Raw genomic sequence first — 21,913 nt, 5'->3', positions numbered from 1 at the left:
TTAACAAAAAAGGTTTGCGTTCTATTTAAGGAACACAAGCCTTTTCTTTTTTGTTAAGTTAATCTTTCATTTTACTAGAAATGGTTTTGGCAAATTCTTGAGATGCCAAAGGAAGAGTTTGTCGGTTTTTCCATGCTAGTACGATAGTTCTGAATGGTTCTTCGGTAATGTGACGAATGGTTAAATCTTGAAGTGTTAAACCATCAAGGAAATTTTCATAAAGAAGACTGACTCCTAAATCTTGTCGAATCATCTCCAAAATAGTGTAGTCGTCATAAATTTCGTAAGCGAATGTTGGGGTTATATTGGCTTTTTCAAAGGCTGCGCGTGTCAAACTGTTTTCCCCTTCATCAAGAAGAATTAGTTCAGTTTTAGCTAAGTCAGCAAGAGAAACTTCATTTTGTTTTGCCAATGGGTGCTTACTTGGTAAAACGGCATAAAGGAAATCCTGGTAAAGGATATGCGACTGAAGCTGTCCAACATAATCAATATGCGTAAATCCTAAATCAACCTGTCCAGTATCCAGCCATCGGTGAATGCTGGTATAATCTCCCTGCTTGAGAACGAAATTGACTGCAGGGTGTTTGGCTTTGAAGTTTTTGATAAAGGGTAAAATAAAATTTCGACTAGCAGAGGTGAAAATGCCAATGCGGATTTCTGCTTTATTAAGACCTTGTAATTCTTCGATTATTTTAGTGAGCTGTTTTTCCCCTTGAACAATTTGTTGGAAGTAGGGATAGAGTGTTTTGCCGTCTTTGGTTAATTTGACCCCTTCATGACCACGTGTTAATAAGCAAGTTCCGATTTCTTTTTCAAGATTTTTGATGGTCTGGCTGACAGCACTTTGTGAGTAGTTTAGTTGCTCTGCGGTTTTGGTAAATGACCCCAATTCGATAACGGAGCAGAAAATAGCATATTTTGAAATCATATTGATACCTTTCGATAAGTAAAACTTATGTTTATATTATATACTTTAATTTTACTTATATCCAATATCACCTTATAATAAAACAAGATATTAGGAAGTAAGAGGTGAATTTCATGATTCAAAAATATGCTAAACTATTTTCAGTGACTGTTCCTCTTGCGTGGGGGATGTCTTATTTATTTATGGCGCTTGGAGCTTCTGAAATTCCAGCCATTGAATTAGTTGCTCTGCGTTGTGGTTTAGCTTTTTTGGCTCTCATATTAATTTTTTATCGCCATTTAAAAGAAACATTTTCTTGGAAAATGATGGCTTATAGTGCTTTGGCAGGAATATTATTATTTGCTGTTTTTTATTTTTTGATTATTGGAGTTATTGCTACCTCAGCATCAACTGCTGGATTTTTAGCTTCGACAACAGTAGTCATTGTCCCCACTTTACGAGCTATTGTGACACGAAAAATACCTGATGCAAAAACGATAATAGCGATTTTGATTGTTTTATCAGGTCTTTACCTTTTAACAGGCGCTGATTTGTTACAATTTAATCTGGGTGCTGTGATGTGCTTGGTATCTGCGACTTTATACGCTGTTTATATTATCCTTTCTAAGCAGATTGTTGAGAAGGTAGATCCAATGAGTCTAGGAATTTGGCAACTTGGTTTTTCAAGTTTGTACGCTTTAATAGGAACATTTGCTTTTGAGACACCTGTTTTACCACACTCAAATATTGTTTGGTTTTCAGTGTTAGGTTTAGCGCTTATTTGTTCAGCTTATGGTTGGGTGATGCAGACAATCGTTCAATCATATGTCAGTGCGGAATTTACTAGTATCATGTTTACACTAGAACCTATTTTCACAGCTATTTTTGCTTTTATTTTTTTTGGAGAATTGCTGAGTGGTTTAGCTTTTTTGGGAACGGTTTTGATTTTTGTCGGTATTCTTTTAACCATTTATCAACCGAAAAAAAGCCGTTCTATTGTTTTACTTCAGGAAAAAGTCGAATATTAAAATTTTTCATTTGACCTTTTTTGACCATTTGATTATAATAGTTTCAGGTTAAGATTTAAAACAAAGGAGAAAAGATATGATTCCTGTAGTTATTGAACAAACAAGCCGCGGCGAACGCTCATATGATATTTACTCACGTCTTTTGAAAGATCGTATCATTATGCTGACTGGACCAGTTGAAGACAATATGGCAAATTCTATCATTGCTCAACTATTATTCCTTGATGCACAAGATAATACAAAAGATATCTACCTTTATGTTAATACACCTGGTGGATCAGTTTCAGCTGGTCTTGCTATTGTAGATACAATGAACTTCATTAAATCAGATGTTCAAACTATCGTTATGGGTATGGCTGCATCAATGGGAACAATCATTGCTTCATCAGGTACAAAAGGTAAACGATTCATGTTGCCAAACGCTGAATACATGATTCACCAACCAATGGGTGGTACTGGTGGCGGTACTCAACAAAGTGATATGGCTATTGCTGCTGAACACCTTTTGAAAACACGTCAAAACTTGGAACAAATTTTGGCTGACAACTCAGGTCAAAGTTTGGAAAAAGTTCACGCAGATGCTGAACGTGATAACTGGATGAGCGCTCAAGAAACTCTTGAATACGGCTTTATCGATCAAATTATGGTTAACAACGAATTGAACTAATAACAGTTTAATAATGTAAAAAGCTCGCATATTGCGGGCTTTTTGATGTTTGCCCTAAGCAAAGCAGGGATACATTTGCGGTTAATTGTGGTATAATCGATTTATGTTGGCAATTGATGAACACTTATTTGAAATTGATGAAGCAATCGATGAGGTTGCAAAGGCTTTTTTAGCTTTAGACGATGTTCAGGCATATCTAGAGATTAAAAAGATTTTTTTAGCTGATGCGGCTTTACAAGAAAGTATTTCAGAATTTCAGGACTTAAAACAATCTTATGAAGAAGTGAAAGAGTACGCAGTCTTTCGTCCAGAAGTGAAAGAGATCTGTCGTCAGCTATTACAGAAAAAAAGAGAGCTTGATTTGAATCGTACAGTTAGCTTATTAAGACAAAATGAAGTTGCTGTTCAAACGATTCTAGCAGAGTTGACTCAAGAGATTTCATCAGTGATTTCACCAACGATTTTTGTCGATACTGGTTTGCCTTTGGCACCACATAAATCACACCATCAGAATTGTAGTAAGGGAGAAAAGAGAGATGTTTGAAAAGCAGGAACGTCAGGGAATTATCGTTTATTTGTACTATAACCGTGATGCTAGAAAATTAAACAAATATGGTGATGTTCTTTATCATTCACGAAAATTACATTATCAAGTTTTATATGTTAACAAAGAAGAAGCAGCGGATATTGTTGAAGAAATTTCAGCCTTAAAATTTGTGAAAGCCGTTTCTTTATCAGAAATTGATAATATTGATCAAGATTTTGTGGGCAACTTGGCTCATTTCTGATATAATATTAACTTGAATAACTTAGAGGTGGGCAAAGAATAGTATAAATTTTCAGAAAAATCAGTATTCTTTGAATAGCCTTTTTATTAGAAAATAAGGAGATATGTCTTATGCATAAAAAGATTGCGCTAACAGTGTTAACTTTTTTAGCCTCAATCGCTTTAGCGGCTTGCAGTAAATCTCCGGATGTGACTGCAAATGCTACTGGTACAACAATTGGTGATACGATTAAAGTCGGAGTTAACCTTGAATTGACTGGTACAGTTGCTGCTTATGGTAATGCAGAAAACAACGGGGTTAAACTTGCTGTTCAAGAGATTAATAAAGCTGGCGGAGTTGATGGGAAAAAAATTGAGCTTATTACAAAAGATAACAAGTCAGAAAATGCAGAAGCTTCAACCGCTGCAACTAACTTAGCTATTCAGAGTCAAGTTAATGCCATGATTGGCCCAGCAACTTCTGGTGCGGTTGCTGCAGCAAGCTTGAATGCCCAAAAAACAGGTGTTCCTTTGTTGACACCAAGTGGAACTCAAGATGACCTAACGCTTGATACGGTTGATGGTGTTAAAAAATATGTTTTCCGTACAACTTTCCAAGATAGTTTCCAAGGTCAGGTTTTAGCTCAGTATGCTTATAGCAATTTGAATGCTAAAAAAGTTGTCCTTTATTACGACAATTCAAGTGATTATGCTAAAGGGATTGCAGAAGAGTTTAAGAAAAAATATCAAGGCGATATTGTCACAACAGCTACTTTTGCTTCAGGAGATAAAGATTTCCAATCTGCTTTAACAAAAATCAAAAACTTGGATTATGATGCCATTGTAATGCCTGGTTACTATACGGAAACAGGCATTATCACCAAACAAGCGCGTGATATGGGCATCAGTGTTCCAATTCTTGGGCCAGATGGTTTCAATGATGATAGCTTTGGTGATTTGGCTGGTAAAGCAAACACAAACGGTGTCTACTACGTATCTGGTTATTCAACCAAAACAGCACTTTCAGCTAAGGCGACAGATTTTATTAAAGCTTATAAAGCTAAATACGGTTCAGAACCAAATATGTTTGCAGCACTTGCTTATGATTCTGTTTACATGATTGCAAAAGCAGCAGAAGGTGCTAAAACATCAATTGACATTGCTGATAACCTTGCTAGCTTAAAAGATTTTGATGGTGTGACTGGTACAATGACTATTGATAAAAAACACAATCCAATCAAAACAGCTTTGATGGTTGCCATAAAAGATGGAGCTGAGGCTTCAGCAGATGCCGTTGAAATTAAAAAATAAAACTCGATTGATTTGTTATTTGTTTTTATATCACATGACTAGAAAGTTTGGTATTTTATGTTTTTAGAACAACTTCCCCAACAACTGGTTAATGGTATTATTCTAGGAAGTATTTATGCTTTGCTTGCCTTGGGTTATACCATGGTTTATGGGATTATTAAATTAATTAACTTTGCACATGGCGACATTTACATGTTGGGTGCTTTTATTGGATACTATGCGATTAGCACACTTCATATGAATTTTTGGCTTGCGCTGATTGTGACAATGATTGTGACAGCCTTTATCGGAATGGTTATTGAATTCTTGGCTTATCGTCCTTTGCGTCACTCAACTCGTATTGCTGCCTTGATTACAGCTATCGGTGTTTCTTTCTTGCTTGAATACGGTATGGTTTTCTTTGTGGGAGCCAATACACGTTCATTCCCGCAAGTTATTGATATTGTTAGCTATAAGCTTGGTCCTGTGACGGTGACTAACATTCAATTGTTGATTTTGCTTGTCTCACTTATTTTGATGGTTGCTTTGCACTTGATTGTTCAAAAGACAAAAATGGGTAAAGCCATGCGTGCGGTATCAGTCGATAGTGATGCAGCTGAATTGATGGGGATTAATGTTAATTCGACAATCAGTTTTACTTTTGCCCTTGGTTCAGCACTTGCTGGAGCTGCTGGTGTTTTGATTGGACTTTACTATAATTCAATCGAGCCGCTTATGGGGATGACGCCTGGTATTAAAGCCTTTGTTGCTGCCGTTCTTGGTGGTATTGGAATCATTCCAGGTGCTGCTCTTGGTGGATTTGTGATTGGTATTTTAGAGACTTTATCAATTTCGGTTAACCTCTCAAGCTATCGTGATGCTATTGTTTACGCTATCTTAATCATTATTCTTTTGGTAAGACCTGCTGGTATCCTCGGTAAAAATGTGAAAGAGAAGGTGTAGAAAATGAAAAAGAATCTAAAACTTAACCTTTCTTGGCTTGCGATTATTGTGGTTCTTTTTGGAATCATTGAATTATTAACCAAAACCAATATTTTAAATCTTTACTATATCCAAATCTTAATGGGAATTGGTATTAGTATTTTGATGGGACTTGGGACTAACTTGGTGCTTGGTTTCTCAGGTCAGTTTACTCTTGGACAAGCTGGTTTCATGGCAATCGGTGCTTATGCAACAGCCATTATCACGCAGCAAAATCCAACATACGGTTGCTTTTACTTCTCAATGCTTGTTGGGATTGTGATTGCTGTTCTTGTGGCGCTTGTCTTTGGCATTCCAACACTTCGTTTGAAAGGTGACTACCTTGCGATTGCAACGCTTGGTATGGCCGAAATTATCCGTATTGTTATTGTCAATGGTGGCGATTTAACCAACGGTGCGGCTGGTTTGACAGGAATTTTGCCATACACATCATGGCCAGTTATCTTTATCTTTGTAGCGGGAATCACTGTTTTGATTTTGAATTTCTTGCGATCATCTACTGGACGTCAAGTCATTGCTGTGCGCGAAGATGAAATTGCAGCAGAGTCAATGGGAGTTAACGTAACGAAAATGAAAGTCATAATTTTCGTTATGGGGGCAATCATCTCTGCTATTGCAGGGTCTCTTTACGTTGGTTACATTGGAACAGTCGTTCCAAAAGATTTCACGATTATGAAATCAATTGATTATTTGATAATTGCTGTTCTTGGTGGCCTTGGATCAATTACAGGTACTATCCTTGCGGCTATTGTCTTAGGTATTTTGAACATGTTCTTGCAAAATGTTTCAAACCTTCGTATGATTATCTACTCACTTGCTTTGATTTTAGTCATGATTTTCCGTCCAGGTGGACTTTTAGGGACAAAAGAATTTACCTTGTCTCGATTCTTTAATAAAGGCAAAGGAGGTAATCACTAATGGCATTGCTTGATGTTAAAAATCTAACTAAAAATTTCGGTGGTTTGACAGCTGTTGGTGATGTGACAATGCACCTTGATAAAGGTGAGCTAGTTGGGCTTATCGGGCCAAACGGTGCTGGTAAAACAACACTTTTCAATCTTTTGACAGGTGTTTATGAGCCAAGTGAAGGGTCAGTATCTCTTGATGGTACATTACTAAATGGTAAGAAACCTTATAAAATTGCATCACTTGGGCTTTCACGTACTTTCCAAAATATCCGTCTCTTTAAAGATATGACGGTTTTAGAAAATGTTCTTGTCGGTATGGCTAACCAAAACAAGCTATATCTTTTGGCAAGTTTTCTTCGTTTGCCTAAGTTCTATCATAGTGAAGCAAAACTTCGTCAAAAAGCAATGGAACTTCTTGCTATTTTTGACCTTGATGGGGATGCAGAAACTTTGGCTAAAAACCTTCCTTATGGACAACAACGTCGTTTGGAAATCGTTCGTGCCCTTGCGACAGAACCTAAAATTCTTTTCTTGGATGAACCCGCAGCAGGGATGAATCCACAAGAAACGGCAGAATTGACACAATTGATTCGTCGCATTAAAGAAGAATTTGATATTACCATCATGCTTATCGAGCATGATATGAGTCTTGTTATGGAAGTTACTGAGCGTATTTATGTTCTTGAGTATGGACGTTTAATCGCTCATGGAACACCAGATGAAATTAAAACAAATCAACGCGTCATTGAAGCATATCTTGGAGGTGAAGGGTAATGGCAATGTTAAAAGTTGATAATTTATCAGTACATTACGGCGTTATCCAGGCTGTAAAAGATGTTTCCATTGAAGTTAATGAAGGTGAAGTGGTTACCCTTATCGGTGCTAATGGTGCAGGAAAAACATCTATTCTTCGTACAATTTCAGGTTTGGTTCGTCCAAGTGCGGGAAAAATTGAATTTCTTGGTCAGGAAATCCAAAAAGAGCCAGCTCGTAAGATTGTTGCTAGCGGTTTATCGCAAGTTCCTGAAGGACGCCATGTTTTCCCTGGCTTGACTGTGCTTGAAAACCTTGAATTAGGAGCTTTCTTGCGCAATGACCGTGAAGAAAATCAAAAGAATTTGAAGAGAGTTTTTGACCGCTTCCCACGCCTTGAAGAACGTAAAATGCAAGATGCTGCCACACTTTCAGGTGGTGAACAACAAATGCTTGCTATGGGACGTGCTTTGATGAGCCAACCTAAATTGTTGCTTCTTGATGAACCTTCAATGGGGCTTGCGCCAATCTTTATTCAAGAAATTTTTGATATCATTCAAGATATTCAAAAACAAGGTACAACAGTTTTGTTGATTGAACAAAATGCCAACAAGGCTCTAGCAATTGCTGACCGTGGCTATGTGTTAGAAACAGGAAAAGTTGTTCTTTCTGGAACAGGTAAAGAACTATTGGAATCTGAAGAAGTCCGTAAAGCTTATCTTGGTGGATAAGAATAGACTTTTAACGGTTCTTGATGACAGGGTAGACAAAGGTCTGCCCTGTCTTGTTTCGGCCGTTTTCACCTTTTTAGGAATCGTTTGCGGTTTGTGATATAATAAATGTAAGAAAAATAAGCGGAGATTAATTATGGCAGTTAAAGATTTTATGACGAGAAAAGTTGTCTACGTATCACCAGATACAACGGTTGCTCACACAGCGGATATGATGCGAGAACAAGGATTGCGCCGCTTGCCAGTTATTGAAAATGATAGACTTGTTGGTGTTGTTACTGAAAGAACAATGGCTGAAGCAAGTCCGTCAAAAGTGACTAGTCTTTCTATTTATGAAATGAATTATTTGTTAAACAAAACCAAAATCCGAGATATTATGGCTAGAGATGTTGTCACAGTTTCACCTTATGCCAGCCTTGAAGATGCTGTTTATGCTATGATGAAGAATCAAGTTGGAATTCTCCCAGTTGTTGAGGCAGGTCAAGTTTTCGGTGTGATTACTGAGAAAGATGTGTTTAAAGCTTTTCTTGAAGTTTCAGGTTACGGAGAAGAAGGGATTCGTGTTATCATAACAGCAGATGATACTGTTGGGACTTTAGCTAAAATTGTTGACACGATTTCTGCTGATAACCTTAATATCAAGCGTACAGTAGTTGCTACACGTAGATCTGGTAAGGTAGCTATTGAGATTCAAATTGATGGCAAAGCAGATGTAACAGATTTGCGTGAAAAATTGATTAAGCAGGGTATTCAAGTTGATGCGATTGAATTGACATCGGCAAAAGTTATTGACTAAGGAATATATATAGAAGCATTGCTAAGATTAGCAGTGCTTTTTTGCATGATTTTTGATAGAATAGAAGTAAAGAAAATAGTATTAAGGAATTTTCATGAAAAACGGTATAATCATTACATTTGAAGGTCCTGACGGGGCTGGAAAAACAACAGTTCTTGAAAAAGTGCTTCCAGTTTTGCAAGAGAAGGGCTATGATATTGTAACCACACGTGAGCCTGGTGGTGTTGAAATTGCAGAACGCATTCGTGACGTTATTTTAGATGTTAAGCATGTTGCGATGGATAGTAAAACAGAGTTGCTTCTTTATATGGCAGCTAGACGTCAACACTATGTTGAAAAGGTTTTGCCGGCTTTAGAAGCTGGTAAGGTGGTCTTGATTGACCGTTTTATTGATAGCTCAGTAGTCTATCAAGGAGCAGGACGTGGACTTGATAAGGATATTATCGCTAAGTTAAATGAATTCTCAACTGACGGTAGAGAACCTGATTTGACGCTTTATTTTGACGTTGAATCAGAAATCGGATTGGCTCGAATTGCCAAAAATGCTGATCGTGAAGTTAATCGTCTTGATTTGGAAAAATTAGACATGCACAAGCGTGTTAGACAAGGATACCTAGCTTTGGCTCAGACAGAAGAACGTATTGTAACTATTGATGCGTCTCGTAATCTTGATCAAGTTGTTGCAGAAGCAACACAAGTGATTCTTGAGCAATTAAGCTAAAAAAGAGTAAAGGAATTAAAATGGATTTAGAGTGCTTGCAACCCCAACTTTTTAAAGACTTTAATCAGATTTTAAAATCAGATAGGATGAACCACGCCTATCTTTTTTCAGGGGATTTTGCCAGCTTTGATTTTGCACTCTATCTTGCCAAAAGTCGTTTCTGTGAGAATTTGCATGACGGTAGACCTTGTGGGAAATGCCGTGAATGTCAATTGATAGACGACAATGATTTCTCAGATGTTAAAGTGGTTAAACCGACTGGACAGATTATCAAGACAGAGACGATTCGTGAAATGATGCGTGACTTTTCACGTTCAGGATTTGAAGGAAAATCACAGGTTTTCATTATTCAAGGCTGTGAAAAGATGCACGTCAACGCTGCTAACAGTCTTTTGAAATTCATTGAAGAACCTCAAAGTTCTTCTTACATGATTCTATTGACTAGTGATGAAAGCAAGGTGCTTCCGACGATTAAGAGTCGTACACAAGTCTTTCGTTTTCCCAAAAATAAGAAGTTTTTGGTCGAACAAGCTGAGAAAGCTGGCATTCTGAAAACTCAGGCAGATATCTTAGCTGAATTGGCTAAAACCCCAGCTCATTTAGATGAGTTGATGGCTGATAAAAAGATTTTAGACTTGCTTCAGACGATTGAACGCTTTATCTCAATTCTCTTTAAAGATAAAGCAACAGCGTATTTGGAAACAGGACACTTGGTTCAGGCGACACTTGAAAAGTCTGAGCAAGAACTAGTTTTTCAACTGCTCCCTTTGTTCTTAGCAAAGCAGTTTAATCAAAAAGAGAGTCTAACTTATTTAGAGAAAAGTTATAGGGCACAGCAAATGTGGAGAAGTAATGTTAGCTTCCAAAATGTGCTAGAATATATGGTGATTTCATGACAGAAGTATTGAGTGTAAAATACGAAGAAACAGGCAAAGTTGTCTATGTTTTGCCAAACCAAAACTATCAAGTTGGTGACTATTTAGTCATCAAGAATAAAAAAGGGTGTCGCTTAGCTCAAGTTGTGACAGCTAATGAAGATATGGACGAGGTTAAGTTACCTGCTGAAATGGATAGCGTCCTTCGTCAAGCAAATGATAAAGATTTTCAAGCTTATCAAGAGAATCTAACTTTGGCGATGAATTCATTTGACAAAGTAAATGAGTTGATTGAGGCTAATCAGCTTAAAATGAAAGTCATCGACATTGTCTTTCCTTTGGAAAGAAGTTATGTCTTGATTACATTTTGTGCGGAAGACCGTGTGGATTTCCGTCAGCTTTTGCGTGAGTTAGCGGCCCACTTCAAAACACGTATTGAACTTCGTCAAATCAATAGTCGTGAAGAAGCACAAGTTTATGGTGGCGTTGGTCCTTGTGGTCGTGTCCTTTGTTGCGCTAGTTTCTTAGGAGAATTTCCACCGGTATCAATCAAGATGGTTAAAAATCAAGGCATGTCACTTAGCACTGGAAAAACGGCTGGTATCTGTGGTCGTTTGATGTGCTGTTTGAGCTTTGAGGATGAATTTTATAAAACCTCTAAGGAAAAATTCCCTGATTTGGGGACAGAAATTGAAACAGTTGATGGATTAGGAGTTGTTGCAGGAATCGATGTCTTTTCTGATGCTGTCAAAGTTCGATTACCTGAACGACACACTCTTTTAACTTATGCTTTAGAGGAGGTCAAAGTACGTGGATAAAAAAGAATTATTTGATGCTTTTGATGGCTTTTCACAAAATTTAATGATTACCTTGGCTGAAATTGAAGCCATGAAAAAACAAGTACAGTCTTTGTTAGAAGAAAACACAGCTCTTCGACTTGAGAATGATAAATTACGCACACGTCTTACTCAACTCGAACAAGAAACTCCTGTTAAATCTTCTAAACAAGGTAAAAAATATATTGAAAGTATTTATCACGATGGTTTCCATATCTGTAATGATTATTACGGACAACGTCGTGAAAATGATGAAGAATGTATGTTCTGTATGGAAGTTCTAGACAGGGAGTAGTCAACTTTAATGATACAAGTACAAAAAAGTTTTAAAGGTCAAACTGATTACGGAACGCTCTATCTTGTGCCAACTCCGATTGGAAATTTGCAAGATATGACATTTCGTGCAGTTGATACTCTAAAAAATGCAGATTTTATCTGTGCTGAAGACACACGAAACACTGGACTTTTGTTGAAGTATTTTGAGATTTCTGTTAAGCAAATCAGCTTTCACGAGCACAATGCTTACGAAAAAGTTCCTGAGCTAATCGAACTTTTGAAAGATGGGAAAAATTTAGCTCAAGTATCTGATGCAGGCATGCCATCGATTTCTGATCCAGGGCATGACTTGGTAAAAGCAGCGATTGCTGAGGACATTACGGTTGTTGCACTTCCAGGTGCTTCGGCTGGTATTACAGCTTTGATTGCAAGTGGGTTAGCACCGCAACCTCACATTTTCTATGGCTTTTTACCACGCAAATCAGGACAACAAAAAGAATTTTTCGAAAGCAAGAAAGCTTATCCTGAGACACAAATTTTCTATGAATCACCATATCGTGTGACAGATACTTTAGAAAATATGCTCTCAGTTTACGGAGACAGAAAAGTTGTTTTGGTTCGTGAATTGACTAAGCTTTATGAAGAGTACCAACGCGGACAAATCTCAGAAATCTTAGACTACATTGCTGAAAATCCGCTAAAAGGTGAATGTTTGTTAATCATATCTGGTCAAGATGAAGAGGCACAAGCTGAAAAAGCAGCTGAAGACTTAAATCCGGCAAAACTTGTAGCTAGTTTAGTCGAAGCTGGAGACAAACCTAACCAAGCCATTAAAAAAGTTGCCAAAACTTATAGTTTAAATCGCAAAGAAGTTTATAACGCTTATCACGGTATTTCATAAAAAACATTAAAAATCGAGATTTTTAATGTTTTTTATTTTCTTTACAATTACATGTTAGAAAAAATAACATAGAAAATTATAAAGAAAATAAACTAAAAACTAACATCTTGTGTATTTTTTAAATCATGCTAAAACCTTTTGATACAGGGATAAATAAGCATTCTTTACTGAAATTTAGCTCTGACATTCTTTGTTATAAAGTTAGAAAATTTAGAAAATTCGTCCTAATCCCCTTTACTTGTCCAAAAAATAGTGTTATATTATCTAACAAAAAAAACTAACATACAGTTAGAGATTTGAAATTTGGTTTTAAAACTAAAACCTTAGAAAATAAAAGGAGTTTTTGATATGGATGCAGGAAGTATTGCTTTTATGATTATCTGTGCTGGTCTAGTCTTCTTAATGACACCTGGCTTAGCCTTCTTCTACGGTGGTTTAGGAAGACGTAAAAATGTCATCAACACTATGATGATGTGTGCGATTCCTATTGCAGTTGCTTCAGTAATGTGGATGGTTTGTGGTTACTCCCTCTCATTTGGCGGGAACGGAAGTCTTATTGGTAACTTCTCTCATCTATTTTTTAATGGTGTTAGTGAATCAGCTAGTACACGTGGCTTAGCTATTCCAGATGCTTTGTTCGCAGCTTTCCAAATGATGTTCCCAATCATCACAGTTGCGATTTTGACAGGGGCAGCAGCAGGGCGCATGCGATTCACACCATTAGTTATCTTTGTTGTTTTCTGGTTGTTGTTGATTTACTTCCCATTTGCTCATATGGTTTGGGATGAAGGACTTTTGGCTCAATGGGGTACTATTGACTTTGCCGGTGGTGACGTGGTTCACATTACTTCAGGGGTTTCTGGGTTGGTATTAGCCATTCTTCTTGGTAAACGTCGCGACTATGACCGTTTAGAATATCGTCCTCACAATGTTCCATTTGTTTTCCTTGGTGCAGGACTTCTCTGGTTCGGTTGGTTTGGATTTAACGCAGGTTCTGCTTTAGCAGCTGATGGGCTTGCTGTTCATGCTTTTGTAACAACTCATATTTCAGCAGCGGCAGCAATGCTATCTTGGTTGTTTGTTGAAAAAGTTTTGACTGGTAAATTCTCACTTGTTGGTGCTTCAACTGGTTTGGTTGCAGGACTTGTCGCTATCACACCGGGTGCAGGTTTTGTAGCAACATGGAGTTCACTTTTAATTGGTCTTTGTGTAAGCCCAATTTGTTATTTTGCTATTTCAGTTCTTAAGAGCAAATTTGGTTACGACGACGCACTTGATGCTTTTGGTTGTCACGGTATCGGTGGTATCTTTGGTGGATTGGTAACAGGACTTTTCACAACACCAGAACTTGCTCTTGATAAACACAATATTGGTTTGATTTACGGAAATGCACACCTTTTCCTAGTAACAATCGCAGCTATTATTTTCACAATCGTTTGGTCAGCAGTTGCAACATTCGTCATTGTTAAGATTATCTCAATCTTTACAAGTATTCGAGTTGAAGACCGTGCCGAAGCTATTGGTCTTGATGACAGTGAACATGAAGAAACAGCTTACCCAACTTTCATGGGATTGGATTCATAAGCAGTAACGTTTGGCTTGTCGAAAATAAAAAACTGAGTTAGACTAAGTTATAATAGAGAAGTTTAGAAAGGGTGTACATTATGAAAAAAATCGAGGCTATTATTCGTCCAGATCGTTTGGAAGATCTGAAAGATGCCTTATCAAAGGCTGGTTTTACAAAAGGGATGACCGTCAGCCAAGTTTTAGGGTATGGTAACCAACGAGGTTTTGCAGAATATGTTCGTGGTCAAAAAATTGTTCCAACATTGCTTACAAAAGTCAAAGTTGAAATCGTTACTCATGATGCAGCGGTTGACGAAATTGTAGATATTATCTGCAAAGCTGTTCACACTGGAGAAGTCGGAGATGGGAAAATCTTTATTCTTCCCATCGAAGAAGTCATCCGTATTCGTACAGGTGAACGTGGAGGAGACGCCGTTTAGATGAAAAAGATATCTCCAAAAATAAAATAAATGTGATGGAAAATCCGAGTTCAGATGAATTCGGATTTTTTGGTATAAAAAAAAGCACCTTGTCATCACAAAGTGCTGTAGGGTTATTAACAGATTTTAGTTCCGTGTGCAGCTTGGGCACCTGTTTTTTCAATCAATTCTTGGTAATTATCAGCTGTGACACCACCGCCAATCATGATTTCAATACGTCCGTTGGCGTAATCAACTAGTTCTTTAAGATGGTCAACATTTTCAAAAATATCATTATTTTCTGAAGAACCGTGTGTCAAGATACGCACAAAACCAAGGTCGACAAGTTGGTCAATAGCTTCTTTTTGATTAGCAAGAGGAATTTGGTCAAATGCCATATGAAAGACTAGTGGCAAGCCTTGAGTTGATGGAAGAAGTTGTTCAATCCCTTCAATATCGATGTGGTTATCTTCAGTTAAAAGCCCAAGGACTAGGTTGTCACTTTCTAATTCTGCTGCACGAAGAATATCATCTTCCATAATTCGAAGTTCGCTATCATTGTAGACGAAGTTACCACCACGTGGACGAATCATTGTAGCAAGTGAGATTTCTTTTTCGTGAAGATAGCGCGCAGCTTCTTTGATGACACCGTATGACGGAGTTGTTCCACCAACGGCTAAATTATCACAAAGTTCGACGCGTTTAACAGATGAGTCAAGTTGGCTGAGCAAAGTTGTGTTTTCAGCACAAAATTCTTTGATAATCATTTTTTCTCCTTAATGTTTGCTATTTACTATTATAACATGGTTATTCATAAATATTTTGGATAAAAATCCGTAAAAATCTTTACAAAATTCAGAAAATTGTGATATAATTTATACCATTATACGGAGGTATTTTTATGACAATTTACAATTTCTCTGCAGGTCCTGCAGTGTTACCAAAACCAGTGCTTGAACAAGCACAGCGTGAAATGCTTGACTACCAAGGTAGCGGCATGAGTGTTTTAGAAATGTCCCACCGTTCCAAAGAGTTTGATAATATCATTAAAGAAGCTGAAAAATTATTGCGTGAATTGATGGCAATTCCCGATAATTACAAAGTAATGTTCCTTCAAGGCGGAGCATCTACACAATTCACTATGCTTCCTTTGAACCTAGCTAAGGGACGTAAGGCATATTATCTAGTTGGTGGATCATGGGGTAAAAAAGCTTATGCTGAAGCTGTTAAATTGTCCAAATCCGTTCCTTTTGAACCCGTGCTCCTAGCCTCGTCAGAAGATACTGTATACGATCATATTCCTACATTTGATTCTAAAGATATTGACCCTGAAGCTGCGTACGTTCACATCACAACAAATAACACTATCGAAGGAACTTCTATTTACGATCTTCCTGATACTAATGGTGTGCCAATTGTGGCGGACATGTCTTCAAATATTTTAGCGGTTCGCTACAATGTTGAAGATTTTGCACTGATTTATGCGGGCGCTCAAAAAAATATTGGCCCTGCTGGTGTGACTGTTGTTATTGTTCGTGAAGATTTCTTGAATGATGAGCCAACACTTTCTGCAATGCTTGATTATCGTATCCAAGCTGAAGCGGGTTCACTTTACAATACACCACCTGCATACAGCATCTACATTGCAAAACTTGTCTTTGATTGGGTGAAAGCTTTCGGTGGTGTTGACAAGATGGAGGCTGCTAACCGTGAAAAATCAGGTCTTTTGTATGACTTCATCGACCAATCAGACTTCTATACAAATCCTGTTAAGAACCCAGCAGAACGTTCGGTAGCGAATATTCCATTCGTGACACCAAGTAAAGAGCTTGATGCTAAGTTTGTCGTAGAAGCAACACCGTTAGGCTTTAAGAATATTAAAGGTCACCGTTCAGTTGGTGGTATGCGTGCAAGTCTTTACAACGCCTTCCCTCGTCAAGGTGTGCTTGATTTGATTGAATTCATGAAAAAATTTGAAGCAGAAAACAAATAAGGCTTTCTGTCAATGATTCTGATTAGGAATAAACAAGATTTTTCTTTTATAGCGATATAAGCCATTTGAGTCTGAGATTTTATCCCAGGCTCTTGGTGTAAAGGGGTAAATATGGTATACAGTGTTAAAACATTTAATAATATTAATCAAGTAGGTCTTAAAGAATTAGGAAATCAATTTCAAGTTGATGGTGATTTAGCAGAAAATCCAGATGCTTTTATTCTTCGCAGTCAAAATCTTCACGGCGTTGAATTTCCAGAAAATCTAAAAGCTATTGCTCGTGCAGGTGCGGGTACAAATAACATTCCGATTGCCGATGCAACAGCAGCAGGAATTGTGGTCTTTAATACGCCAGGTGCCAATGCTAATGCGGTTAAAGAAGCGGTGCTTGCATCAATTTTGATGTCGGCACGTGATTACATCGCAGCTAACGCTTGGGTTAATACACTTTCGGGTGATGACGTTCCAAAACAAGTCGAAGCTGGCAAAAAGCAATTTGCTGGAAATGAAATTTCTGGTAAAACACTTGGTGTTATCGGACTTGGTGCTATTGGTGGACGTATTGCTAACTATGCCCAACGTCTTGGGATGAACGTTTTGGGTTACGATCCATATGTTTCTATTGAAACAGCTTGGAATATTTCACACCATGTCAAACGTGTTGATGATGTCAAAGAAATTTTTGCAAATTGTGATTACATTACTGTTCACGTGCCATTAACAGATGAAACACACCATACCTTTGATAGCGAAGCATTTGGTTTGATGCAAAAAGGAACTGTTGTTATCAACTTTGCGCGTGGTGAATTGGTTGATAATGTAGCGCTTTTTGAAGCTATCGAAGCAGGTATTGTCAAACGTTACATTACAGACTTCGGAACTGAAGAATTGCTTAACAAAGATAAAATCACTGTCTTCCCTCACGTGGGTGGTTCAACAGCTGAAGCTGAACTTAATTGTGCTATCATGGCTGGTAAGACGATTCGTCAATTTATGGAAACTGGCGAAATTACAAACTCAGTTAACTTCCCTAATATTCACCAAGCTTTGACAGCGCCATATCGTATCACATTGATTAATAAAAATGTGCCAAACATCGTGGCTAAAATTTCAACAGCTGTCTCGGAATTAGGTATTAATATCGATAACATCATCAACCGATCAAAAGGTGATTATGCTTATACTTTGCTTGATCTTGATGAGACAGATAAAGCTAAAGTTGATCATTTAGTAGCCAACTTTGAAGCAAGCGATAATATCATTCGTGTTCGTTTGATTGCTAAGAAATAATTAAGGTGAGCTGAGATTAAATCTCGGCTCTTTTTGTCTTTATTTGATATAATGAGGACAATGATTTCTAGTTAGCAAAGGAGCAGAAGATGTTTACTTTTTACGAATACCCAAAATGTAGCACATGCCGTCGTGCTAAGGCAGAATTGAAAGAATTAGGGGCTGATTTTGAAGCAATTGATATCACACTTGATACGCCAAAGGCTGATCAAATTAAGTCATGGATTGAAAATTCTTCTTTTACAGTTAAAAACTTTTTCAACACTAGCGGTCAAGCTTATCGTGCACTTGGCTTGAAAGACAAGGTTGATGCCTTAACGGTTGATGAAGCTGCTGATTTACTTGCTTCTGATGGTATGTTGATTAAGCGTCCTGTTTTAGTTAAAGATGGTAAAGTCTTGCAACTTGGTCACCGTAAGTCGTATACTGAATTATTGAAAGACTAAGAATGATTTCCTGAGTTCGACTCAGGATTTTTTTAGCCTTACAGTCCTTAAAAAATTAGAATATTTAATATCACACCTTATTTCGATGCCTTTTTTGCTATAATAGTCTCATATCGCACGATTTGAGGATTTTTATGGAAAAGGAGATGAGAGATGCTTAGGATAAATAAGAAAGTTTGGCTGAGAATATCCTTGTTGTTATTTTGAGTGATTGGGATGTATTATTTTGCTTTTTACAAGCCATCACCATTATCTGGGAGTTGAAGCTGATTTTAAAAATGGTAATTGGCGAGTTACAGATATTCACAATGGTGGCTTAGCCAAGGAAACAGAACTTTCTGAAGGAGATATTCTTTTAAAAATTGATCAACAAGAGAGCAGTAAAAACGTTTTGCTGAATAAATGGTTGATTGTTGAACAGGCAAAATCTGTTCTTGTCTAGCGTAATCATCAGGAAAAACGGATTGTTTTTAAGGGAAATCAGTCATTTAAACCTTTGTTTCTTATTTTTGAAGCGATAGCCTTTGTGTTATTAGTTTGGGCGATTTTACCTTTTAAAAAAGACAAGACGAGTCGGTCAAGTAAGCGATATAACCTGTTTTTAATTGTGACAGCATTCTTTCTTAGCTCCCTGATACCTTCGAGTATGGGAGATACTTTAGGGCGCTAATTTGTGGTTTTGTATATCACCTTGCTTCCTTTTTTCATTGATATTTTTTGGCGAGCGAGTATTCTTAAAGAAGCGGCAACAAAATTGTCTTTGTTTTCAAGGATTGTTATGGGGTATTCTTTGGTGACCATTTTGATTTTCATTTTGGTCCAAGAGTTCTCACTTCCTTTGATTTTTGTGAAATACTTATCTGACGGTATTTTTTATGTCAGCTTCTCGATTTTGTTGATATTAGCTGCCTTTTCTTTGGTAAAGGATTATCCATCATTTCTTTTGCAGAAGGTTAATTTAATTTTATTAACGCTACTCAGTTTGATTCCTTTATTATTTCTGCCGATTATGGGAGCTGTGAATCATTTAATTGTCAATCGTTTAACGATAACGAGAACGCACTTATCCTTACCTGTGGTCTACATTTTGGAGGCTATCGTGTCAACTTTTCTCATGATTTCCTTTACAGTTATGATGAAATTTATGCTGATATGGTTGGTGGTGGTTTACTGTTTCTTGTTTATTTTGTGTTCTTTGCCGATTATCAAGGATTTTATGGATATGGCAAAGCAGCTAAATTATCGCCTGGATGGACAAACAATTTTTTCTGCCGTTGAGATGAAGCGTGAGGACATTGCCATCACTATTCACGACACGATTATTCAAGAGGTGATTTACCATAAGAAACAAATTGAGTCTGCAGGAGACGTTGACAAAAGCGAGGTGTTGAACACTTTGGATGATGTTGTTTTTGAACTGCGTGAGCTGTGCTCGAACATTTATCCTTTGATGATCAAGGAACTTGGCCTGAAAAATGCTATTTTGGAACTCTTGAATAAGTTTCAAATTGGCAACAATTCTTTTCAGTGTTTTTGATGTCCTTGTTAAGTGTGCTGATTTTTTGTTGGTTTGCAGGGTGCTTGACATGGTTTGGAGAAAAGTTTAGATACTTTTATCTTAGATTCGCATTTGCCTACGGTTTTGCTTCAAGCGGATGCTATTAGCAAGAATCAAATGTAAGACATCAAAACTTTACCTTCTGTGGAAAGGGTTGATGCCAAGACAAAGCTTCTAGCTAAGGTTGATCTTAAGAATGATTCAGAAAAGTATCTAACGTTAGAATGGTTTGATGAATCGGCTAAAAAAGTGATTGCTGTTGATAAAGGGAAAAACTTTGATAATGATTCTGAAGGCATTTGGTTAGATAGAAATTTTGTGGAAAAAAATCATTTGAAACTTGATGATGACGTAACTCTTGTGATTGCTAATCAAACCATTCATTTTCCGATTAAAGGTTTGGTTGAGTCAGCAGATAAGATTTATTTTACGAGAAGTATTGAATATTTAGCACCAAATTCTAAGAACTATGCTTATGGTTATGTGCCAGAGAAAGCCTTAGCCAAGATGACTAGAGGTCACACAACTAACAATGCTCTTGACATTTATGCCAAAAAGGGTGATATTAGACACAATATTGAAGAGATTTTAGGGAAACATTTGTTTTCTTATGATAACCAGAAAACTTTGACAGAAGTGTCGGAAGCGACTGGTCGCGTTGGACAAATTCGAAATTTCTCTTTCATCTTTATCTTTTTAGCAATTCTTGCCATGTTTACGACCATTCGACGCCTGATTGAAAGTTAAACCAAAAAAATTGCAGTCATTAAAGCTTTGGGCTATTCAAATGGGTAAATTACTTGGCATTATATTTCTTTTGGCTTATTAGTTGGAAGTTTTGGAGCTTTGGCTGGTGCAGCTATCTCTCCTTTGATGTCGCTTTTTGTGCTTGAGACACAAAAGACGATGTTTACCTTGCCACATTGGCAGATGGCTTATTCATGGTCGTCGTTGGTTGTCATTTTGCTTGTCATCTTTATTTGTACCTTGTCAGCTTATTTGGCATCTCGTCAGGTTATTAAGGGACTGCCAGCTGTTTTCTTACGAGGAAAAACGAAGAAAGTTCACCACCTATTTCTTGAAAAAGTTCCTCTTTTTTGGAATCGTATTTCTGATGAAACCAAATGGGCAATTCGTGATGCCTTCATTAACAGGGTGAGGGTACTTATGGGAATTGTTGGTGTTGCTGGAAGTATGATGCTTTTGATTGCAGGTGTCGGTATGCCGATTTCAATGAATCATTTGGTGGATAAAGCTTATAATACTGATTTTTTATACGCTAAACGCTTGACGGTTGCTAATTACAATCAAGCAGCTAAAACTTATTAAGGTCAAGGGGGACAAATTAACCGAGCTCATTTTTCAAAAGATGATGGTTATAATCGTCTCTTGATTATTGTTAGTGATGGTGATTTTGTTAATGCAAGGACTTGCTGACAATAAATCAGTTGAAAAAGGCGGTATTTATGTTACCAATCGTTTTGCGGAATTAGCTGGAATCAAAAAAGGAGAAACTCTGAAAGTAACTCCTTATCAAGACAGTAAATCTTATTCATTTGAAGTTAAAGGAATTGTCACAAGTGAGACTAACCAAGGAGCCTACATCAGGTCAGAAACTTTTGAGGCAGCTGGTGGTAAATTTAATCCGCAAACCTTGTTGGTGGATAAGACCGTGTCAAAAGATGATATCAAAAATGATCAAAATATCTTATCGGTCATTAATAAATCAGATCAAGAAAAGAATGCTTATGATTTTGTGAGTAGCTTGATGAGTGTCTTCTTGATGATTATCGGTTTTGCATTGCTACTTGTTATTGTTGTTCTCTATAACCTTGGTTCTCTGAATTTTGTCGAACGGATGCGTGATTATGCAACGCTTCAAGTTCTTGGGTTTTCTAAGAAAAATTTGCAATTGATTACCATGATTGAAAATCTTATGTCAACATCAATTGGTTGGATTCTAGGAATTCCAATGGGAATCTGGTTCTTGAGATGCTATGTGGCAAACTTCTCAACCATTCGTATTGAGTACACAGCCTACATCACTTGGCAAGTTCTCTTGATTGCCAGTGCCTTAGTCTCGGTGACATCTGCAGTCACAACCCTCATTATCAGCCATAAAAATAAAACCATTAATATGGTTGAAGCTTTAAAAGGAGTTGAGTAAAAAAACAGTCCACTGGA

The 21,913-nt window shown here is 37.2% G+C and carries 26 protein-coding genes and 1 pseudogene; 25 read left to right on the top strand and 2 right to left on the bottom strand.

Annotation, left to right across the window (positions count from 1 at the left end; all coding sequences use genetic code 11):
• Positions 1-58: 58 nt before the first annotated feature.
• The gene (locus DQN23_RS06895) at positions 59-928 is read right to left on the bottom strand and encodes a LysR family transcriptional regulator (protein ID WP_058814177.1); all 870 of its coding nucleotides are present in this window, start codon (positions 926-928) and stop codon (positions 59-61) included.
• A gap of 113 nt (positions 929-1,041) precedes the next feature.
• Between DQN23_RS06895 and DQN23_RS06890 the strand changes: the two genes are divergently transcribed.
• The 17 genes and pseudogenes from DQN23_RS06890 to DQN23_RS06810 all read left to right on the top strand — a co-directional run bounded on the left by DQN23_RS06890 (position 1,042) and on the right by DQN23_RS06810 (position 14,463).
• Entirely contained in the window at positions 1,042-1,935 is an 894-nt protein-coding gene (locus DQN23_RS06890; RefSeq protein WP_020917304.1) for a DMT family transporter, read from the top strand.
• 73 nt (positions 1,936-2,008) lie between these two features.
• Positions 2,009-2,602, top strand: a pseudogene (locus tag DQN23_RS06885) (ATP-dependent Clp protease proteolytic subunit); the annotation flags it as partial.
• Positions 2,603-2,705: 103 nt separating this feature from the next.
• Complete coding sequence (locus tag DQN23_RS06880; protein ID WP_020917302.1) at positions 2,706-3,146, top strand: YlbF family regulator; 441 nt, start codon at positions 2,706-2,708, stop codon at positions 3,144-3,146.
• A complete protein-coding gene (locus DQN23_RS06875) occupies positions 3,139-3,390 on the top strand; it encodes a YlbG family protein (RefSeq protein ID WP_020917301.1) in 252 nt (83 codons plus the stop codon). The genes DQN23_RS06880 and DQN23_RS06875 overlap by 8 nt, the downstream gene beginning before the upstream one ends.
• A gap of 110 nt (positions 3,391-3,500) precedes the next feature.
• Positions 3,501-4,679, top strand: a complete 1,179-nt coding sequence (locus DQN23_RS06870) for an ABC transporter substrate-binding protein (RefSeq protein ID WP_058814175.1) — start codon at positions 3,501-3,503, stop codon at positions 4,677-4,679.
• 57 nt (positions 4,680-4,736) lie between these two features.
• The gene (locus DQN23_RS06865; RefSeq protein ID WP_020917299.1) at positions 4,737-5,621 is read left to right on the top strand and encodes a branched-chain amino acid ABC transporter permease; all 885 of its coding nucleotides are present in this window, start codon (positions 4,737-4,739) and stop codon (positions 5,619-5,621) included.
• 3 nt (positions 5,622-5,624) lie between these two features.
• A complete protein-coding gene (locus DQN23_RS06860) occupies positions 5,625-6,578 on the top strand; it encodes a branched-chain amino acid ABC transporter permease (protein ID WP_020917298.1) in 954 nt (317 codons plus the stop codon).
• Positions 6,578-7,342 carry an ABC transporter ATP-binding protein gene (locus DQN23_RS06855; protein WP_043895098.1) on the top strand — a complete coding sequence of 255 codons (765 nt, stop codon included), beginning with the start codon at positions 6,578-6,580 and terminating at the stop codon, positions 7,340-7,342. The genes DQN23_RS06860 and DQN23_RS06855 overlap by 1 nt, the downstream gene beginning before the upstream one ends.
• Entirely contained in the window at positions 7,342-8,052 is a 711-nt protein-coding gene (locus DQN23_RS06850) for an ABC transporter ATP-binding protein (RefSeq protein WP_043895097.1), read from the top strand. The genes DQN23_RS06855 and DQN23_RS06850 overlap by 1 nt, the downstream gene beginning before the upstream one ends.
• A gap of 136 nt (positions 8,053-8,188) precedes the next feature.
• Complete coding sequence (locus DQN23_RS06845) at positions 8,189-8,848, top strand: CBS domain-containing protein (protein ID WP_020917297.1); 660 nt, start codon at positions 8,189-8,191, stop codon at positions 8,846-8,848.
• Positions 8,849-8,942: 94 nt separating this feature from the next.
• A complete protein-coding gene (gene tmk, locus DQN23_RS06840; RefSeq protein ID WP_058814173.1) occupies positions 8,943-9,569 on the top strand; it encodes a dTMP kinase in 627 nt (208 codons plus the stop codon).
• A 20-nt stretch (positions 9,570-9,589) separates the two neighbouring features.
• The gene (locus DQN23_RS06835) at positions 9,590-10,465 is read left to right on the top strand and encodes a DNA polymerase III subunit delta' (protein WP_058814172.1); all 876 of its coding nucleotides are present in this window, start codon (positions 9,590-9,592) and stop codon (positions 10,463-10,465) included.
• Positions 10,462-11,262 carry a PSP1 domain-containing protein gene (locus DQN23_RS06830; protein ID WP_020917294.1) on the top strand — a complete coding sequence of 267 codons (801 nt, stop codon included), beginning with the start codon at positions 10,462-10,464 and terminating at the stop codon, positions 11,260-11,262. Before DQN23_RS06835 ends, DQN23_RS06830 begins: the two co-directional genes overlap by 4 nt.
• On the top strand, positions 11,255-11,575 hold the full coding sequence (yabA, locus tag DQN23_RS06825; protein WP_004232930.1) for a DNA replication initiation control protein YabA: 321 nt from the start codon (positions 11,255-11,257) through the stop codon (positions 11,573-11,575). The genes DQN23_RS06830 and yabA overlap by 8 nt, the downstream gene beginning before the upstream one ends.
• Before the next feature lie 12 nt (positions 11,576-11,587).
• Positions 11,588-12,457 carry a 16S rRNA (cytidine(1402)-2'-O)-methyltransferase gene (rsmI, locus tag DQN23_RS06820; RefSeq protein WP_111713089.1) on the top strand — a complete coding sequence of 290 codons (870 nt, stop codon included), beginning with the start codon at positions 11,588-11,590 and terminating at the stop codon, positions 12,455-12,457.
• 348 nt (positions 12,458-12,805) lie between these two features.
• Positions 12,806-14,041 carry an ammonium transporter gene (locus tag DQN23_RS06815; RefSeq protein WP_020917291.1) on the top strand — a complete coding sequence of 412 codons (1,236 nt, stop codon included), beginning with the start codon at positions 12,806-12,808 and terminating at the stop codon, positions 14,039-14,041.
• An 80-nt stretch (positions 14,042-14,121) separates the two neighbouring features.
• Positions 14,122-14,463: a P-II family nitrogen regulator gene (locus tag DQN23_RS06810; protein ID WP_020917290.1), complete on the top strand. Its 342-nt coding sequence runs from the start codon at positions 14,122-14,124 to the stop codon at positions 14,461-14,463.
• Positions 14,464-14,579: 116 nt separating this feature from the next.
• Here the strand turns inward: DQN23_RS06810 and DQN23_RS06805 are convergent, their stop codons facing one another.
• Entirely contained in the window at positions 14,580-15,209 is a 630-nt protein-coding gene (locus DQN23_RS06805) for a copper homeostasis protein CutC (RefSeq protein ID WP_111699006.1), read from the bottom strand.
• A 134-nt stretch (positions 15,210-15,343) separates the two neighbouring features.
• Here DQN23_RS06805 and serC point away from each other — a divergent pair, with 134 nt between their 5' ends.
• The 8 genes from serC (at position 15,344) to DQN23_RS09345 (ending at position 21,896) form a co-directional block, all read left to right on the top strand.
• The gene (gene serC, locus DQN23_RS06800; protein ID WP_020917285.1) at positions 15,344-16,435 is read left to right on the top strand and encodes a 3-phosphoserine/phosphohydroxythreonine transaminase; all 1,092 of its coding nucleotides are present in this window, start codon (positions 15,344-15,346) and stop codon (positions 16,433-16,435) included.
• 111 nt (positions 16,436-16,546) lie between these two features.
• Positions 16,547-17,725, top strand: a complete 1,179-nt coding sequence (locus DQN23_RS06795) for a phosphoglycerate dehydrogenase (RefSeq protein ID WP_111712957.1) — start codon at positions 16,547-16,549, stop codon at positions 17,723-17,725.
• Positions 17,726-17,814: 89 nt separating this feature from the next.
• A complete protein-coding gene (locus DQN23_RS06790) occupies positions 17,815-18,171 on the top strand; it encodes an arsenate reductase family protein (protein WP_020917283.1) in 357 nt (118 codons plus the stop codon).
• Between the two features lie 226 nt (positions 18,172-18,397).
• On the top strand, positions 18,398-18,613 hold the full coding sequence (locus DQN23_RS06785; RefSeq protein WP_052317431.1) for a hypothetical protein: 216 nt from the start codon (positions 18,398-18,400) through the stop codon (positions 18,611-18,613).
• A 231-nt stretch (positions 18,614-18,844) separates the two neighbouring features.
• Entirely contained in the window at positions 18,845-19,708 is an 864-nt protein-coding gene (locus DQN23_RS06780; protein WP_052317430.1) for a sensor histidine kinase, read from the top strand.
• 165 nt (positions 19,709-19,873) lie between these two features.
• Positions 19,874-20,476 carry a hypothetical protein gene (locus DQN23_RS09355; protein WP_233422870.1) on the top strand — a complete coding sequence of 201 codons (603 nt, stop codon included), beginning with the start codon at positions 19,874-19,876 and terminating at the stop codon, positions 20,474-20,476.
• A 99-nt stretch (positions 20,477-20,575) separates the two neighbouring features.
• Positions 20,576-21,058: a hypothetical protein gene (locus DQN23_RS09350; RefSeq protein WP_233422869.1), complete on the top strand. Its 483-nt coding sequence runs from the start codon at positions 20,576-20,578 to the stop codon at positions 21,056-21,058.
• Between the two features lie 91 nt (positions 21,059-21,149).
• Complete coding sequence (locus DQN23_RS09345) at positions 21,150-21,896, top strand: ABC transporter permease (RefSeq protein ID WP_233422868.1); 747 nt, start codon at positions 21,150-21,152, stop codon at positions 21,894-21,896.
• The last annotated feature ends 17 nt before the right edge of the window (positions 21,897-21,913 follow it).

The organism is Streptococcus lutetiensis (genome assembly GCF_900475675.1).
GTDB classification, from domain to species: Bacteria; Bacillota; Bacilli; order Lactobacillales; family Streptococcaceae; genus Streptococcus; species Streptococcus lutetiensis.
The sequence above is the reverse complement of the archived record's forward strand: the minus strand, read 5'-3'. Positions and strand labels throughout refer to the sequence as shown.

What these genes read in the sequence shown, in the direction of transcription:
- DQN23_RS06865 (WP_020917299.1), top strand. Translation starts at nt 4,737, where the DNA reads ATGTTTTTAGAACAACTTCCCCAACAACTGGTTAATGGTATTATTCTA.
- tmk (WP_058814173.1), top strand. Translation starts at nt 8,943, where the DNA reads ATGAAAAACGGTATAATCATTACATTTGAAGGTCCTGACGGGGCTGGA.
- DQN23_RS06830 (WP_020917294.1), top strand. Translation starts at nt 10,462, where the DNA reads ATGACAGAAGTATTGAGTGTAAAATACGAAGAAACAGGCAAAGTTGTC.
- DQN23_RS06795 (WP_111712957.1), top strand. Translation starts at nt 16,547, where the DNA reads ATGGTATACAGTGTTAAAACATTTAATAATATTAATCAAGTAGGTCTT.
- DQN23_RS06815 (WP_020917291.1), top strand. Translation starts at nt 12,806, where the DNA reads ATGGATGCAGGAAGTATTGCTTTTATGATTATCTGTGCTGGTCTAGTC.
- DQN23_RS06895 (WP_058814177.1), bottom strand. Translation starts at nt 928, where the DNA reads ATGATTTCAAAATATGCTATTTTCTGCTCCGTTATCGAATTGGGGTCA.
- DQN23_RS06855 (WP_043895098.1), top strand. Translation starts at nt 6,578, where the DNA reads ATGGCATTGCTTGATGTTAAAAATCTAACTAAAAATTTCGGTGGTTTG.
- DQN23_RS09345 (WP_233422868.1), top strand. Translation starts at nt 21,150, where the DNA reads ATGCAAGGACTTGCTGACAATAAATCAGTTGAAAAAGGCGGTATTTAT.
- serC (WP_020917285.1), top strand. Translation starts at nt 15,344, where the DNA reads ATGACAATTTACAATTTCTCTGCAGGTCCTGCAGTGTTACCAAAACCA.
- DQN23_RS06880 (WP_020917302.1), top strand. Translation starts at nt 2,706, where the DNA reads ATGTTGGCAATTGATGAACACTTATTTGAAATTGATGAAGCAATCGAT.
- DQN23_RS06875 (WP_020917301.1), top strand. Translation starts at nt 3,139, where the DNA reads ATGTTTGAAAAGCAGGAACGTCAGGGAATTATCGTTTATTTGTACTAT.
- DQN23_RS06850 (WP_043895097.1), top strand. Translation starts at nt 7,342, where the DNA reads ATGGCAATGTTAAAAGTTGATAATTTATCAGTACATTACGGCGTTATC.
- DQN23_RS06810 (WP_020917290.1), top strand. Translation starts at nt 14,122, where the DNA reads ATGAAAAAAATCGAGGCTATTATTCGTCCAGATCGTTTGGAAGATCTG.
- DQN23_RS06835 (WP_058814172.1), top strand. Translation starts at nt 9,590, where the DNA reads ATGGATTTAGAGTGCTTGCAACCCCAACTTTTTAAAGACTTTAATCAG.
- DQN23_RS06870 (WP_058814175.1), top strand. Translation starts at nt 3,501, where the DNA reads ATGCATAAAAAGATTGCGCTAACAGTGTTAACTTTTTTAGCCTCAATC.
- DQN23_RS06845 (WP_020917297.1), top strand. Translation starts at nt 8,189, where the DNA reads ATGGCAGTTAAAGATTTTATGACGAGAAAAGTTGTCTACGTATCACCA.
- DQN23_RS06805 (WP_111699006.1), bottom strand. Translation starts at nt 15,209, where the DNA reads ATGATTATCAAAGAATTTTGTGCTGAAAACACAACTTTGCTCAGCCAA.
- DQN23_RS06790 (WP_020917283.1), top strand. Translation starts at nt 17,815, where the DNA reads ATGTTTACTTTTTACGAATACCCAAAATGTAGCACATGCCGTCGTGCT.
- DQN23_RS06890 (WP_020917304.1), top strand. Translation starts at nt 1,042, where the DNA reads ATGATTCAAAAATATGCTAAACTATTTTCAGTGACTGTTCCTCTTGCG.
- DQN23_RS06860 (WP_020917298.1), top strand. Translation starts at nt 5,625, where the DNA reads ATGAAAAAGAATCTAAAACTTAACCTTTCTTGGCTTGCGATTATTGTG.